16 protein-coding genes are annotated in these 13,894 nt (G+C 62.2%); 5 read left to right on the forward strand and 11 right to left on the reverse strand.

The genetic code is table 11. The annotated features are described in order from the left end of the window. Position 1: 1 nt before the first annotated feature. Genes HJB91_RS03220 through HJB91_RS03230 form a run of 3 tightly spaced genes read right to left on the reverse strand, consistent with a single transcriptional unit; the run spans position 2 to position 1,708 of the window. The gene (locus tag HJB91_RS03220) at positions 2 to 784 is read right to left on the reverse strand and encodes an anti-sigma factor (RefSeq protein WP_210630676.1); all 783 of its coding nucleotides are present in this window, start codon (positions 782 to 784) and stop codon (positions 2 to 4) included. Further along, positions 781 to 1,296, reverse strand: coding sequence for an RNA polymerase sigma factor (locus HJB91_RS03225; protein WP_210630677.1), 516 nt, complete (start codon positions 1,294 to 1,296; stop codon positions 781 to 783). Before HJB91_RS03225 ends, HJB91_RS03220 begins: the two co-directional genes overlap by 4 nt. Positions 1,297 to 1,327: 31 nt before the next feature. After that, the gene (locus HJB91_RS03230; protein WP_221145485.1) at positions 1,328 to 1,708 is read right to left on the reverse strand and encodes a hypothetical protein; all 381 of its coding nucleotides are present in this window, start codon (positions 1,706 to 1,708) and stop codon (positions 1,328 to 1,330) included. A gap of 236 nt (positions 1,709 to 1,944) precedes the next feature. Between HJB91_RS03230 and HJB91_RS03235 the strand changes: the two genes are divergently transcribed. Next, a complete protein-coding gene (locus tag HJB91_RS03235) occupies positions 1,945 to 2,433 on the forward strand; it encodes an Rrf2 family transcriptional regulator (RefSeq protein WP_210630681.1) in 489 nt (162 codons plus the stop codon). Here HJB91_RS03235 and HJB91_RS03240 read toward each other — a convergent pair whose 3' ends face one another. From HJB91_RS03240 to HJB91_RS03255, 4 genes are all read right to left on the reverse strand, one after another. Beyond that, the gene (locus tag HJB91_RS03240; protein ID WP_221153435.1) at positions 2,434 to 3,915 is read right to left on the reverse strand and encodes a cyclic nucleotide-binding domain-containing protein; all 1,482 of its coding nucleotides are present in this window, start codon (positions 3,913 to 3,915) and stop codon (positions 2,434 to 2,436) included. 95 nt (positions 3,916 to 4,010) lie between these two features. After that, complete coding sequence (locus HJB91_RS03245; RefSeq protein WP_210630685.1) at positions 4,011 to 4,427, reverse strand: cupin domain-containing protein; 417 nt, start codon at positions 4,425 to 4,427, stop codon at positions 4,011 to 4,013. Positions 4,428 to 4,493: 66 nt separating this feature from the next. Then, on the reverse strand, positions 4,494 to 5,249 hold the full coding sequence (locus HJB91_RS03250; RefSeq protein WP_210630687.1) for an SDR family oxidoreductase: 756 nt from the start codon (positions 5,247 to 5,249) through the stop codon (positions 4,494 to 4,496). A gap of 66 nt (positions 5,250 to 5,315) precedes the next feature. Next, positions 5,316 to 5,795 carry a carboxymuconolactone decarboxylase family protein gene (locus HJB91_RS03255; RefSeq protein WP_085778718.1) on the reverse strand — a complete coding sequence of 160 codons (480 nt, stop codon included), beginning with the start codon at positions 5,793 to 5,795 and terminating at the stop codon, positions 5,316 to 5,318. A 131-nt stretch (positions 5,796 to 5,926) separates the two neighbouring features. On the opposite strand from HJB91_RS03255, the gene HJB91_RS03260 reads away from it, so the two are divergent. Next, on the forward strand, positions 5,927 to 6,853 hold the full coding sequence (locus HJB91_RS03260) for a LysR family transcriptional regulator (protein ID WP_221145483.1): 927 nt from the start codon (positions 5,927 to 5,929) through the stop codon (positions 6,851 to 6,853). A gap of 84 nt (positions 6,854 to 6,937) precedes the next feature. Beyond that, a complete protein-coding gene (locus HJB91_RS03265) occupies positions 6,938 to 8,065 on the forward strand; it encodes an ATP-dependent RecD-like DNA helicase (RefSeq protein ID WP_210630692.1) in 1,128 nt (375 codons plus the stop codon). Positions 8,066 to 8,118: 53 nt separating this feature from the next. Here HJB91_RS03265 and HJB91_RS03270 read toward each other — a convergent pair whose 3' ends face one another. Further along, positions 8,119 to 8,811 carry a MerR family transcriptional regulator gene (locus HJB91_RS03270; RefSeq protein ID WP_221145482.1) on the reverse strand — a complete coding sequence of 231 codons (693 nt, stop codon included), beginning with the start codon at positions 8,809 to 8,811 and terminating at the stop codon, positions 8,119 to 8,121. Between the two features lie 431 nt (positions 8,812 to 9,242). Here HJB91_RS03270 and HJB91_RS03275 point away from each other — a divergent pair, with 431 nt between their 5' ends. Beyond that, complete coding sequence (locus HJB91_RS03275) at positions 9,243 to 9,995, forward strand: pyridoxine 5'-phosphate synthase (protein WP_210630696.1); 753 nt, start codon at positions 9,243 to 9,245, stop codon at positions 9,993 to 9,995. Positions 9,996 to 10,345: 350 nt separating this feature from the next. On the opposite strand, the gene HJB91_RS03280 is transcribed toward HJB91_RS03275, so the two are convergent. Next, the gene (locus tag HJB91_RS03280; RefSeq protein WP_221153436.1) at positions 10,346 to 11,251 is read right to left on the reverse strand and encodes an SDR family oxidoreductase; all 906 of its coding nucleotides are present in this window, start codon (positions 11,249 to 11,251) and stop codon (positions 10,346 to 10,348) included. 122 nt (positions 11,252 to 11,373) lie between these two features. Between HJB91_RS03280 and HJB91_RS03285 the strand changes: the two genes are divergently transcribed. After that, entirely contained in the window at positions 11,374 to 11,790 is a 417-nt protein-coding gene (locus tag HJB91_RS03285) for a helix-turn-helix domain-containing protein (RefSeq protein ID WP_210630699.1), read from the forward strand. A 99-nt stretch (positions 11,791 to 11,889) separates the two neighbouring features. Here the strand turns inward: HJB91_RS03285 and HJB91_RS03290 are convergent, their stop codons facing one another. Beyond that, positions 11,890 to 13,104: an MFS transporter gene (locus tag HJB91_RS03290; protein WP_221145480.1), complete on the reverse strand. Its 1,215-nt coding sequence runs from the start codon at positions 13,102 to 13,104 to the stop codon at positions 11,890 to 11,892. Between the two features lie 108 nt (positions 13,105 to 13,212). Further along, a complete protein-coding gene (locus HJB91_RS03295) occupies positions 13,213 to 13,836 on the reverse strand; it encodes a TetR/AcrR family transcriptional regulator (RefSeq protein WP_221145479.1) in 624 nt (207 codons plus the stop codon). Between the last annotated feature and the right edge of the window lie 58 nt (positions 13,837 to 13,894).

The raw sequence follows: 13,894 nt of genomic DNA on the forward strand, positions 1-13,894 counted from the left end.
GTCACGACGGAAACTGCCGGTAGCACTCCTCGGCCACCGCGCGCAGCGCTTCGCGCGAGATTTCGCCGGTGACCGCATAGCCGAGCTCTCCGTCGATCCAGTAAAAGGTTTCGAGATTACCTGACGAGGCGAAGCGGAAGCTGGTCGTGCGGTTTTCCCGATGGCGCCCGACCATGACGGTCAGGCGCTCGCCGGCCTGGTTCTCGTACATGAACATCGCCCCCGGCTTGCCGTCGACCGGCAGCAGGCGGCCGCCGACCAGCTTGAAGCCGAGCGGCTGCAGGTTCGGGATCTTGAGGTTTTCGATCGCCAGGCGCTTGCCGAGCCAGGTGGCGAGATGAGCCTCCTCGTCGGCGAAGACCTCGACGGGATGGCGGACCTCGGCGGCATAGACGGTAAAGGCGGTCTCGGCCTGTTTCGGAAAGGTTTCGGAGCCGGTAAGCTGCAGATCCGGCTTTTCCAGAAGGCCCGGGCCGTAATGGCCGCTGACGGCGCCGAGGACGAAGACGACGAGGGTTGCGGCGGCGAGTGCCCAGCGATTTCGCGTGGGCGAGACTGCGCGCGGGAGCGCGACCAGCAGAGGATCGGTCTTCCTGGCCTTCTCGTAGCCTGAAAACAGCGAGCGGATGCCGGCATTCTGCGCCTGCCATTCGGCGACCATCGCCGCTTCGTCCGAATTGTCGGCGAGGTAGGCTTCGATGCGCGCGCGGGCCATTTCAGGCAGTTGCCCGTCGGCATAGGCGTGGAGATCGGCTTCGGTGACGATCGGGTTGGTCTCGTTCATTTCGGCCTCCGAAGCGTAATGACGTTGTCGGCCTTCAGGTGCTCGGCGACGCGCCGGCGGGCGCGCGACAGGCGCGACATGACGGTGCCGATCGGGATATCGAGGGCGGCGGCGATCTCGCTGTAGCTATATCCCTCGATGACGACGAGCATCAGCACGGCGCGGTGCTCCTCCGAAAGGCTGTTCAGCGCATCGTTGAGCCGGGCGCGCTCCAGCGGATCGGCCGGCGGTTCGGGCGCTGCCATATCCTCCGCGGCATCAAGCTCGACCATGCCGGCGCGTGCCTTGCCGCGCCGGCCGTTGCGGTAGAGATTGGTCATGATGGTCAGGACCCAGCCGCGCAGATTGAGGCCGCGCCATTGGCCGCGGCGCGTCAGAATCTTCTCGACGCAATCCTGAAGCAGGTCCTCGCCATCGGCATCCGAGCGCGTCAGGCTGCGCGAATAGCGCCTGAGCGAGGGGAGGAGGGCCAGGATCTGGCCCTCGAATGTTTCGGGTGCGGGTGTCTTCACGCCGGTTCTCTTGTGATCAGGGCCTCTACGATCAAGGTTTGGCGAGATCCCAGTTGCCGCCGACGCCGTCGCCGGTGATGTCGCCGGCCTTCTTGTCCTTGACCCAGTAATAGAGCGGCATCCCGTCCTTGGCCCATTGCTTTGTGCCGTCCTTGCGTTCGATGATCGAATATGGACCATCGGCCTTGGCATCGGAAGCCGCCATCAGCGGAGGCCAGTTCTTGGCGCAATCGTCGTAGCAGTTGGAAACGCCCTTGGCGTCCTTCTTGAAGGTGTAGAGGGTCATGCCGTTTTCGCCGGCAAGCACCTTGCCCTTGGTGGATTCGACTTCCTTGACAGGAGGGGCGGCGAAAGCAGCACTCGCGGCAAGGGCGGCTGCCGCCGCGACGGACAGGAATTTCACGGATGTCATGATGTCTCTCCTCAGGTTGGGCTCGCAATGCTGCGATACCTGAGATGAGACACGGGACGACGCAAATTTATTCCCGGCTGAGCGAAAGTTTTTCGCGGAAAATGGCGGTTGCGGGACGATCTGCTCGGCGAAGGTGGATGTCTTCACTATCATCGCCGGTCATTTACATCATGCCCTCTTGCGGATATTCTATGTCCTTAATTTGGTTCGCGGAACCAGCCATTGCGAGTTGCTGAATGATCCTGAAAAGCCAGGTCGAGTGGGCGCTGCATTGCTGCGCCATTCTCGCGGGCCTGCCCGAGGGCAGGTATCTCTCCACCAAGGCGCTCGCCGAGCTTCATGGTCTGCCGAAGGAATATCTCTCCAAGGCGCTGCAAAGCCTTTCGCAAGCCTCGCTCGTCAATACCACGCTTGGCCCGAGCGGCGGCTACAGGCTTGCGAGATCCCCGTCCGAGATCAATTTCCTCGACATCGTCGAAGCGGTCGAGGGAAAGGCGCGCAGCTTCACCTGCACGAATATCCGGGAGAACAATCCGTGCCGGCCCGCCGGCTACTGCGACAGCAAGCCTTGCGCGGTCGCGCGCATCATGTGGGAAGCCGACGAGGCCTGGCGAAATACGCTGAGAGCCGTCCGGCTTTCCGATCTCGTCGGCACCTTATCCGAGGAGGTGCCGGCGGACATCTGGCAGAATACGTTTCAATGGGTCCTCCAGCGCGCCGGCTGATCATGCCCTGAAAATGGTTCTGATGGTGTTCAGGATGGCATGCGCGTTGCGGACCTGTTCCGGAGGCAGGGCGGCGCCGTCGCGGAAGCGTTCGGCGCGGCCGGCGAGGGCTTCGGCGATCTCTTCGGCCAAAGCGGGGCGTTCGGTGAGCAGCGGCGCGAAGGCCTCTTGGTCGATTTCATAGACCGTCACCGGGGTCAGGGCCTCCAAGGCGCAGATCTCCTGCATGCCGGCGAGCAGGCCGGTCTCGCCGAAGAAATCGCCCGGCGCAAACCGCCCGCGCTCTTCGCCTTCGCGCCGCGCCACGATGATGCCGGCGCGCACCATCATCAGCGCGGGCAGCATCTCGCCCTCCCGCACGATCACATCGCCCCTGCGGAAGTGCCGGACAGCGGTGGTTTCGGCGAGTTTCTGCTTTTCATTTGATGTCAGCGTCGCAAAGACCGGAATGGCTTCGATCAGCGCAAGCGGTGTGACGCTCGGCGGCTTGGCGTTTTCTTCCGTGGGCAGGTCGGCCGCGAGGACATTGGCCGCGGGTGGGACGGCGAGAAGCAGGCCGGCGGATTTGCAATAGCGATAGACGAGATCGAGCACCTCGTTTCGCGCCGGCACGCGCTGGCTGGGGCTCGTCACCCGGAACTGCAGCTCGACTTCGAGCGCGGTGGCATCCAGCCCCTTCAACGCGACGACCGGCGGCGGCTCGCGCACGATCGTATTGCAGCTCGTGAGCGCGGAGAGCATGACCTGGCGGACCGATGCCGGCATCCGTGTCGGGGCGATGCGGATGGTGAGGATCAGGAGATGGGTCTCGTCCGGCCGACTCACATTGGTCAGGCCGAGTTTCGCGAGAAAGCTGTTCGGCAGGACGACGACATTGTTTGCGCCGGTCAGAATGTGCGTCGCGCGCCAGTTGCTTTCGGCGACGCGCCCTTCCGTGCCGTCGCTCAAAAGGATCCAGTCGCCGATGACATAGGGCCGTCCGAGCGTGAGCGCGATGCCGGAAAAGACGTCGGCGAGCGTGTTCTGGAGCGCCAGACCGAGAATGATGGCGACCACGCCCGACGTCGCGACGAGGGTGCCGATCGGCACGCCGAAGACGAAGGCGAGGATCGAGAGCGCCATGCCGATATAGACGACGCCGATGACTAGATCCTGAAGCAGCCGGGCCTCCCGCGGACTGCCCTCCAGCACCAGATAAAGCCTGATGAAACCGATGACGGCCCATGCCAGGTGGACCCACCAGAGCGATTTGGCGACGATGACGAGCAGGGCCTGCGGGTCTTCGGACTGATATCCCTGGAAACGGTGTGGTTCGATGCCGCTGCCGACGAGGATCAGCGTCATCACCGCAAAAAAGAGGATCTGCACCACCAGCCGCGTCGTCGGCCGCTGGCTGGAGAGGAAGTACCAGACGAGGATACCGGCAAAGCCGACCACGATCAGGGATATCAGCGGCTTGCCGAAGAGCGCGTCGTAGATCATCTCTGTCTGTCTCCGGAAGGGGCGGCGGCACCTGATTCAGCATGTCGGCCACCCGCGCAAGCGCGGGATTTGCGCGGATAGCCAATGGCGGGTCGTCAGTTCTGCAGCGGGAAGGTCAATTCCTTCTGGTTGGTGTCGACGACGAAGACGGCGAGCAGGCGGGCGGGCTCGGTCTCGCTGCCGTTGGCGCTGACGCCATGGCGGTCGCCCGGCATTTCGGAAAAGCTCTCCCCGGCCTGATAGACCTTGGCCGGGCCGTCATTGACCTGGCTGCGGATCGATCCTTCGAGCACGGTGGCGTAGATGAAGGCCGAATCCGGGTGGGTATGGCCTTCGGAAAAGCCGCCCGGGCCGTATTCGACCAGCACGCCCTTGATGCTCTTGCCCGGCACGTTCGGCAGTTCGTGCTCATAGACGAGCGTCACCTTCGCGGATTTGCTGCTGTCGTGGGCGGCGGCACCGGTCGCGGCGAGAAAGGCGAGCGCGGCGGCGATGATTGATGCTCTGATCATGGGAATCTCCTTTGTTGCTGAGGTGGAGAGGACGCGTCCGAGCGGCCGCGTCCTGAGGCAGGCCAATCACTTCGACCGGGCTGATTTGGCGAACCACTCTTCGAAGGTGATCGTGCCGAGCCGCGGATTATCATCGGAGACGAGCGACTGATCGTTCAGCCTTGCGCCGAAATATCGCGCCTCTGCATCGGCCTCGACGGTCCTCGGGTCTTTCACCGCCGTCAGGTAGCGGGCGACGAGCTCGCTGAGGCGGGCGCGCTCGGGACCTGCGATCTCGACCGTCGCATTGGCCGGGGCTGAAAGCGCCACATCGGTCATGGCGTCGGCAACATCATCGGACGCGATCGGCTGCACATAGGCGGGCGACAGCCGAACCGTCTGGCCGACCGTGCCGGATTGGGCGATGCCGTTCAGGAATTCCATGAACTGCGTCGAATGCACAATGGTATAGGGAATGCCCGAGGACTCGATCAGCTTTTCCTGGGCGAGCTTGCCGCGGAAATAGCCGCTTTCCTGCAGGCGCTCGGTGCCCACGACCGAAAGGGCGATATGGTGCTTGACGCCTGCGGCCTTTTCGGCGGCGAGAAGATTGCGTCCCGAGGTCTCAAAGAATTCGAGCACGGCCTGGTCCTCGAAGGAGGGTGAATTTGCAAGGTCGAGCACGACCTGGGCGCCCGCAAGCGCTTCCGCCAGCCCTTCTCCGGAGATCGTGTTGACGCCTGAGTTCGGCGAGGCGGCAATCACCTCATGCCCGCGTTTGCGCAGGCGCTCGACAGTCTTCGAACCGATGAGGCCGGTCCCGCCGATGACGACGATTTTCATAAGGGATCTCCTTTCGCTGCCGCGGCGCGGCAGCGTCAAAATTGAATCTTCTATGAGTTGCGAGGCTTAGTTCAGGCCTGCCTTATCGAGGCCATAGGCTTTGTCGGCCGTGCCGGGCACGGTCTTGAAGCCGACATTGACGCGGTTCCAGGCATTGATGGCCATGACAACGAAGGTCAGGTCGGAGATTTCCTTTTCGGAAAGCTGGCCGCGAACCCGCTCATAGATCTCGTCGGGTACGCCGCCCTCGGGAAGTTTCGTCAGCGCTTCGGTCCAGGCCAGCGCTGCGCGCTCGCGGGGAATGAACAGGTTCGATTCCCGCCAGATGGCGACGTGATAGATCCGCAGCTCGCTCTCGCCGAGGATTTTGGCCTGCTTCACATGCATGTCGAGGCAGAAGCCGCATCCGTTGATTTGCGAAGCGCGGATCTCGACCAGGGCCTGCAGCTTCTCGTCGATCACGCTGCTGCGGAGCGCCATGCTGAATTCCATGAATTTCTTGAAAAGTTCGGGGGACTGCTGGGCGTAGTTCAATCGCTGGGTCATGTCTTTTTCCTCTAATTAAGGATATTTTTCATCCTTATGGATAAACGATATCCTTAATTGCTGGACTGTAAAGCCATTCTCGCCTAGTCTGGCGGCATAAAGCCTATGCGCAAAAGTATGAGGGGGCTGTCATGGATATCGTTTCGGCATTGCGGAGCTTTCAACGCGTCGTGGAGACGGGCTCGTTTTCAGCGGCAGCACACGATCTCGACGTGACCCAGCCAGCGGTCTCGCGGCAGGTTGCCGCACTCGAAGGTCATTTCAACACGCGCCTCCTGCATCGCACGACGAGCGGCCTGTCACTGACGGCGGAAGGGGAACGGATGCTGCCGATGGCGCTCAGGATTCTCGAAGCGGTGGAGGAGCTCGGCGATGCCGCCGGATCGGATGGAGTGGTCGCTTCGGGCAAGGTCCGGCTGAGCGTTCCGGCACCGCTCGGCCTCTATCTCAGCGAGCGGCTGGGCGATCTTCTCGCCGCCCATCCGAAGCTGTTGGTCGAGCTGCTTTTCAGGGAGCAGAGCTCGGATATGATCGAGGAGCGCCTGGATCTCGAAGTGCGCCTTGGCCCGGTCGCCGACAGCAGCCTCGTCTGCCGGCGGATCGGCTGGACGACGGCTTTCCTCGTCGCTTCTCCCGCCTATCTCGCACGCAGGGCGGCGCCGCGCGCCCCGAAGGACATCAAGGACCATGAATGCCTGTGCTACAGCAGGGCAGGCGAGGCCAACATATGGTCCTTCTCGAATGGCTCGGAGGACATATCCGTCAGGATATCGCCGCGGCTGACGGCCTGTAACGCCGTCGCCATTCACAGGGCGGTCCTTGCCGGCGCGGGGCTTGCGGTGCTCTCCCACGTCATCGCCATGCCCGACATTGCCGCCGGGCGGCTGATCCCGGTGATGAAGGATTTTCAGCCGAGCCGGCTGCCGGTTACCGTCGTCTATCCCTCGCGACGCAACATGCCGCTGCGCGTCAAGACTGTTCTGGATTTTCTGATGGATGCGATGGCGCAGGACCCGTCGATGTGCGCAGGCGGCGTGGACCGGGGCTGGGACGGGTGATTTGGCAGGATCTGCCGCCATCGGCCATGCGGTGTCAGTTTCCGCCTTGCCTAATAGCGGCGAATCCTGCCAAGTCGTCCGATCATGCAATTTGCGCCGCAACAAGACGAAGCCCTGAAGGCTGTTTCGAAATGGCTGAACGAAGGGCGCTCGCCGCTCTTTCGCCTGTTCGGCTATGCCGGAACGGGCAAGACGACGCTTGCCCGGCATTTTGCCGAGAATGTCGACGGCGACGTGCTGTTTGCCGCCTTTACGGGCAAGGCCGCGCAGGTGCTGCGTTCGCGCGGCGCCTCCAACGCCAAGACCATTCATTCGCTGATCTATCGCCCGCGTGGCGAGGAGGCGGTGGAGGACGAGGAAACCGGCAAGACTTCGATTGCGCCGATGTTTGCGATCAACCGGCAGAGCCCGGTGGCGAAAGCGGCACTGATCATCGTCGACGAATGCTCGATGGTGGACGAGGCGCTCGGCAAGGACCTGATGAGCTTCGGCACGCCGATCCTGGTGCTTGGCGATCCCGGCCAGCTGCCGCCCGTCAGCGGCGGCGGCTACTTCACCAACCAGGACCCGGATTATCTTCTGACCGATATCCACCGGCAGGCGCGCGACAATCCGATCATCAAGCTCGCCATGCAGGTGCGCGAAGGCAATGAGATCATGTATGGCGACTACGGCACCGCCAAGGTGATTTCGAAGAATGAGGTGACGCAGCAGCTCGTGCTCGATGCCGACCAGGTGCTCGTCGGTACCAACCGCACGCGGCGGCGCTATAATCAGCGGCTGCGCGAATTGAAGGGTTTTTCCGCCGATTATCCGCAGACCGGCGACAAGCTCGTCTGCCTCCGGAACGATCCGGCCAAGGGCCTGCTCAACGGCTCGCTCTGGCAGGTGATGACCTCGTCGAAGGAAACGACGAAGCCCGGCATCAATCTGCTCGTCCGTCCCGAGGACGACGACATGGATCGCGGGGCGGCCAAGATCAAGCTGCTGAAACAAGCCTTCGAGGATGTCGAAGGCGAGATTCCTTGGAACACCCGCAAGCGCTATGACGAGTTCGACTACGGTTATGCCCTGACCGTCCACAAGGCGCAGGGCTCGCAATGGAATGACGTCGTGCTCTTCGATGAGAGCTGGGCTTTTCGCGATACGCGGGAACGCTGGCTCTATACCGCGATCACGCGCGCGGCGGAGACGCTGACGATCGTTCGCTGACAGCGCTCGGCCGGGGGAAGGGGACGGTGGCGAACGTCCGGGCACGACCCGGGCTAAGCTTGCACGATGCCGAGCAGGACCGCCTTGGCGATTGCCTGGAAGCGATTGTTGGCACGGAATTTCAGGATGATGCCGGCTTCGAGATCGCGGGTCTCGTCATGCTTCAGGTCGAGCGCCCGGGCGATGCGCTGGGTGGAATAGCCCTCTGCCATCAGTTCCAGGCAACGCAGTTCCTGCGCGGTCAGGCTGGAACTGTCCTGATTGTCGTTGAGCGGCGGCGTCTCCATGCCGTCGTCGAAATCCAGGAGATCGCCGACCTGTTGGAGCTGGCGGTGCAGCGTCGACATTTCGGCCGTCAGTTCGCGCTTGCGCACCTGCAAGGCCTCGCGAAACATCGCCTCGGCTGTTTCCTGCGAATCGGCCTTGCGAAGCTCGTCCATCAACTCCTGGATAACCGCGATCGGCATGCCTGTCTCGCGGCAGACTGTGATGACGGCCATGCGCATCACGTCGTCCTGGCCATAGACCCGCATCAGGCCGATGCGATTGGCCGATATCAGTCCCTTTTCTTCGTAGAAATGCAATGTCCTGTGCGTAACGCCGAATGCGTTGGCCATATCGGCGATAGGCACCGGACCTCCCGGTAGATCCGGCGGCAGCGCGGCCGAAGGCAGGAACCGGTATTTCGACCGGGCCTCCGAAACGATACCGGCGGCAGCAAACAGGCGTTTGGAACCGTCTGGCATGAACCCTCCTAGGGCATCTTGTTGCACCTCATGCGGATTTGCCAGTTGCTTCCCGGTCGCGGCGAGTGGGGTTTCCTCTGAGCGTCTTACATGGGGAAAGAAGCAGTACGCGGCCTACGTTTACGCGACACAATGTCCACGTTATGCGTGAACGATCTTTTTTAGAAGTGCTAAAAATAATCTCTTTTAAATGGGATAGCAACGCGACGGCGTGCTTTGCAGGCTTTGCGCGAAGGTTCTGGCAAAACACGTGCCGCACCCGCCGCATCTTCGCAGCGGCGGGAACTGCTATTCCTGGTAGCTCCTCACTGTTGTAATGCCGATCCATCAATGATCGGCGTCGCATTCATCTGCGATTCTCGTTGGCCATCGCCGGACACTTGGCTTAAAAGCGGGGCCACCCGTTTCCGAGACCGATGGATAATCCCGCCATGCCAGCCAAGCTCTCCGTGAACCTCAACGCTATTGCCATGCTGCGCAACCGGCGTGATCTGCCCTGGCCGAGTGTCGAAGTCCTGGGGCGCATAGCCCTTGCATCAGGCGCCAGCGGCCTGACGGTGCATCCGCGCCCCGATCAGCGGCATATCCGTTTTTCCGACCTGCCCGTTATCCGCAACCTGATCGACGATGAATTCCCCAAGGCCGAGTTCAACATCGAGGGATACCCGACTGACGAATTCCTCAATCTCTGCGCCGGCGCTGCACCCGAGCAGGTGACGTTGGTGCCCGACGATCCCTCCCAGGCGACCTCCGATCACGGCTGGGATTTCCGCAAACATCAGGCGTTCCTCACCGATGTCGTCGCCCGGCTGAAGAAGATGGGATGCCGGGTCTCGCTCTTTGCCGACGGCGACGGCGATGCGGAAGCGGTCAAGATCGCCAAGGCGGTCGGCGCCGACCGAATCGAACTCTATACCGGCCCCTATGGCGGCTGCTACGACGCGCCCGAACGGGCGGCTCCCATCCTCGAAGCGCTGGGAAAGACTGCAGACGCGGCGCTGGCGATCGGCCTTGGCGTCAATGCCGGGCACGATCTGACGGTCGCAAACCTGCCTGATCTGGTGAAGCGCATTCCAGCGCTTGCCGAGGTTTCCATTGGCCATGGACTGACTGCCGATGCGCTGGAATATGGCATGGCGGAAACGGTGAGGCGTTTTTGCAGGGCATGCGGGCAGAAGGTTTGAGGAAGGCCGTTGCCTCTGTGTTTTGACCGGAATCGAGTCATGACGTTTCTGGCGGCAGGCGCAGTGGGCGTATTGGGTCGTCAGCGCCCAAGGACTTGGGCGCACTGGATTCCTGCGACAAGCACAGGAATGAGGGAGATCAAAATAAGCGCTGTTGCCAGAATTTCCGGTCGTCATTGAGACAGCAGGTAACGGGAAGCGTTACCTTTCCGCCCCTCATTCCTGTGCTTGTCACAGGAATCCAGCCACGGCGCGTCCGCGCCGTGAATGACTCGTTTGCAGTAACGAGGTTTTCTCATTCAAAACCTGACCGCTCATCCCTGCGACACGCGCAGGGATGAGCGGAATGTTCAATGGGCATCGGCGCCAGCAGCCGTCAACGCAGCCTTATGCGCCACGAAGAAATCCTTCAGCGGCTGCGGCTGTTTACCCGTCAGCTTGATGAAGTCTTCGGTCATGATCTCGAACTTGCCGGCGCGGATGTTGGCGTCGGCGGAGACCAGCATGTCGGCGATGAAGCCGGGGAGGCCGGCGCCGCGGATGCCCTGGCCGAGCTGCTCGTCATTGACGTCGACCACGTCGAGCGGCTTGCCGGCGGCCCCGGAGACGGTGGCGGCGACCTGCCGGTTGGTCAGCAGTTCAGTGCCGGTCAGGGTATAGGTGGCGCTTTCGGAGGTGCCGGAGGCAAGCGCTGCGGCGATCGCCAGGGCGCAGTCGTCGCGTGCAATAGTCGAGATCTTGCCGTCGCCCGTGGCGCTGTACCATTTGCCGCCTTGCAGGTTGTGCGGCATGCCGTGCAGGTAATTGTCGTGATACCAGGCGTTGCGGAAGATCGTATAGGCGATGCCGCTCGCCTTGATAGCGTTTTCGGTGCCGAGGTGGTCGGGTGCGAAGATGACGAGCGAATTGTCCGGGGACGGCATCGAAGTATAGGCAATGTGTTTGACGCCTGCCTTGGCGGCGGCAGCGACGGCAGCCTTGTGCTGGGTGAGGCGCTTGCCGGGGGTATCGAGCGCGTCGGTGCTGATGATCAGCAGCCGGTCGACGCCGGCGTAGGCCTTCTCCAGGCTGGCCGCATCATCGAAATCGGCCTTGCGGGTGGCGACGCCCTTGTTCGCCAGCTCAACGAGCTTTTCCGGGCTGCGCGTTGCCGCGACGATCCTGCCTGGGGCGACCTTGTAGGTGTCGATGAGGTGATGGATGACACGCTGGCCGAGCTGTCCGGCGGCGCCGGTGACCAGGATGGTTTCGCTCATACGTCATTTCCTTCTGCGTTTGATGACAGTCTCAAAAAGAGACTAACACTAGAATAGGAATTGACTTGGCGGTGTAAAGCAGGCAGTTTTTCGGCTCTACGTTACCAAAAGGGAACCAGCAGATGAGCGGCGAGGTCCTCAGTTTGAAGAACAGGATGCCGGAGATGCGGCGCGAGATCGATCTCGCTGGTCTCGATTTTTCCAACTGCCCAGTCAGGGACATGATGCAGCATATCGGCGGCAAATGGTCGACGTTGCTGCTTGAGATATTGGCGGCTCGGCCTTGCCGGTTTGGCGAGTTGCGGCGGATGCTCCCCGATATCTCACAGCGCATGCTGACGCAGACGCTGCGCGACCTGCAGAGGGACGGTTATGTCAATCGCGAAGTCTTCCCCACCAAGCCGCCGAGCGTCGAATATTCGATGACCGATCTCGGCCGTTCGCTCTACCAGCCGCTGTCGCAGCTCTTGAATTGGGCGGAAGCGAACCACGAAGCGGTTCGTGACGCTCGCTTGCGCTTCGATTCTGCAGAGAGCTAAAGCATGTCGCGATCTTTCAGATTCGCTATCATGCTTTAGGTCTTTGTTTTTCCGCATGTCTTAATCGCAAAACCGCTGCACGCTTTTGCGAGACATGCTCTAGGCTTTGTTGCCACGCCCTTCCGTCAGGAACAGCAGGAAGGCCAGCGCAGGGAAGGCGAAGCCGATCCACGACGTCATCGTCCAGCCGCCGGTCGCATAGGCCCAGCCGCCGAGCGCCGAGCCGAGCGCGCCGCCGCCAAAGAAGGTGGCCATGAAGAGGCCGTTCAGTCGGCTGCGATGTTCCGGGTTAAGGCCGTAAATGGCGCGCTGGCCGCAGACGAGATTGGTCGTGACGCCGAAATCGAGCATGATCGCGGCAACGGTGAGAAGGATCAGGGCGGCGAGCGAACCGTCGCTTGCGAAGTGGCTGATCAGGAAGGAGGCCATGCCGAGCAGCATGGCGATCGTCGAGGCGATTCTGGTCATGCCGCGGTCGGCAAGGCGGCCGGCGATTGGCGAGGCGACGGCGCCGGCGGCACCGGCAAGCGCAAAGAGGGCGATGCCGTTCTGCGTCAAGCCAAAAGCCGGGCTCGCGAGCAGCAGCGGCGTCGTCGTCCAGAACAGGCTGAAGGCGCCGAACATGCCGGCCTGGTAAAGGGCGCGGCGCTGCAGCACCCGCGAGGTCAGGGCCAGACGGGCCATGGAGGCCAGCAGTTCGCCATAGCCGAGCCTCGTCTTCGGCACACGGACCGGCAGGTTGGCGCGCAGCACGATGGCGAGCACGAGCATCAACGCTGCCGTGACGTAATAGACCATGTGCCAGGAGGAGGCCTCGGCGACGAAGCTCGCGAAGGGCCGCGCCAACATGATGCCGCAGAGTAGGCCGCTCATGACATTGCCGACGACCTGGCCGCGTGTGGCATCCGGCGCCATGTTCGCGGCAAAGGGTACGAGCACCTGGACGGCGACGGAGGCGAGGCCAATGGAGAGCGAGGCGGTGAGAAACATCGCAGGCGTCGTCGACAGGGCGGCGCCGATCAGTGCCACCGCAGAGACGGCGATCAGCAGCAGCACCAGCCGGCGGTTTTCCGTGAGGTCGCCGAGTGGCACGATCAGCAGCAGGCCGAGGCCGTAGCCGATCTGCGTCAGCGTGACGATCAGGCCGGTTGCGGCAGGGGAGAAGCCGAGATCGGCACTGATCGGGCCGGCAAGCGGCTGGCCGTAATAGAGATTGGCGGCGACCAGCCCGCAGGCGGCGGCGAAAAGGAAGGTGAGCCAGGGGGATAGTGCGCGTGGAATGGCTTTATCCGGCGTGGTGGCTGAAATGCTCATCAGAAACTCCGGTATTCAAAGATCGTGAGAGTTGAATGCAAAAATGCTGTCTTCGGCCACCCGATCCTTGAGCGGATGCCACTATTTCGATCGTCTGGACGTACCCGTTCAGGTCACGAGCTTCATCGCCGCTTCGGCTGCGGCAACCATCTCCTGCCTGCTGCGTCCTGTTTTGCCGATGACGCGCAAGCCCTTGGTAAAGCAGAGAAAGGCGAGGGCGGCGGCATCAGGGTCCACCGTCTGCGGGATGGTGTGGTCGGCCTGGCCGATGCGGATGAGATCGGCCATCAGCTTCTCGTCAGCGGCAAAGGCAGTGGCGACATGGGCGGCCGTTTCATCGTCGAGCAGGGCGAAGTCATTGGCACCGCCGACGACGAGGCAGCCTTTGCGGCCGGCCTCGCCATGGGAGAGCTCCGTATAATACATCACCATCTGGAAGACCTTTTCGCGGCCTGTTTCCGCAGACGCAATCATCGCTTCCAGGCGCCGCCGGCCGAGTTGGCGATAACGGGAAAAAGCGGCGACAAAGATACCGCGCTTGTCCTTGAACGCCTTGTAGATGCTGCCCGAGGCAAGGCCCATCCCCTCGGCCAGATCGCTGATGGAGGTGGCGTGATAGCCGCGTTCGGAAAAGACCCGCAGGGCCGCATCCAGGGCCGCGTCCATATCGAACTCCCGCGGACGGCCACGGCTGCGGGTTTTTTGATCTGATGTGAGGTCGGCGATGATCATGGCCCCTAATTAGGGAACGATCATTTCCAAATCAAGCGGAATTTTCTGCTATGCAGCA

This window comes from Rhizobium sp. NLR10b, from assembly GCF_019685435.1.
Classification (GTDB): domain Bacteria; phylum Pseudomonadota; class Alphaproteobacteria; order Rhizobiales; family Rhizobiaceae; genus Rhizobium.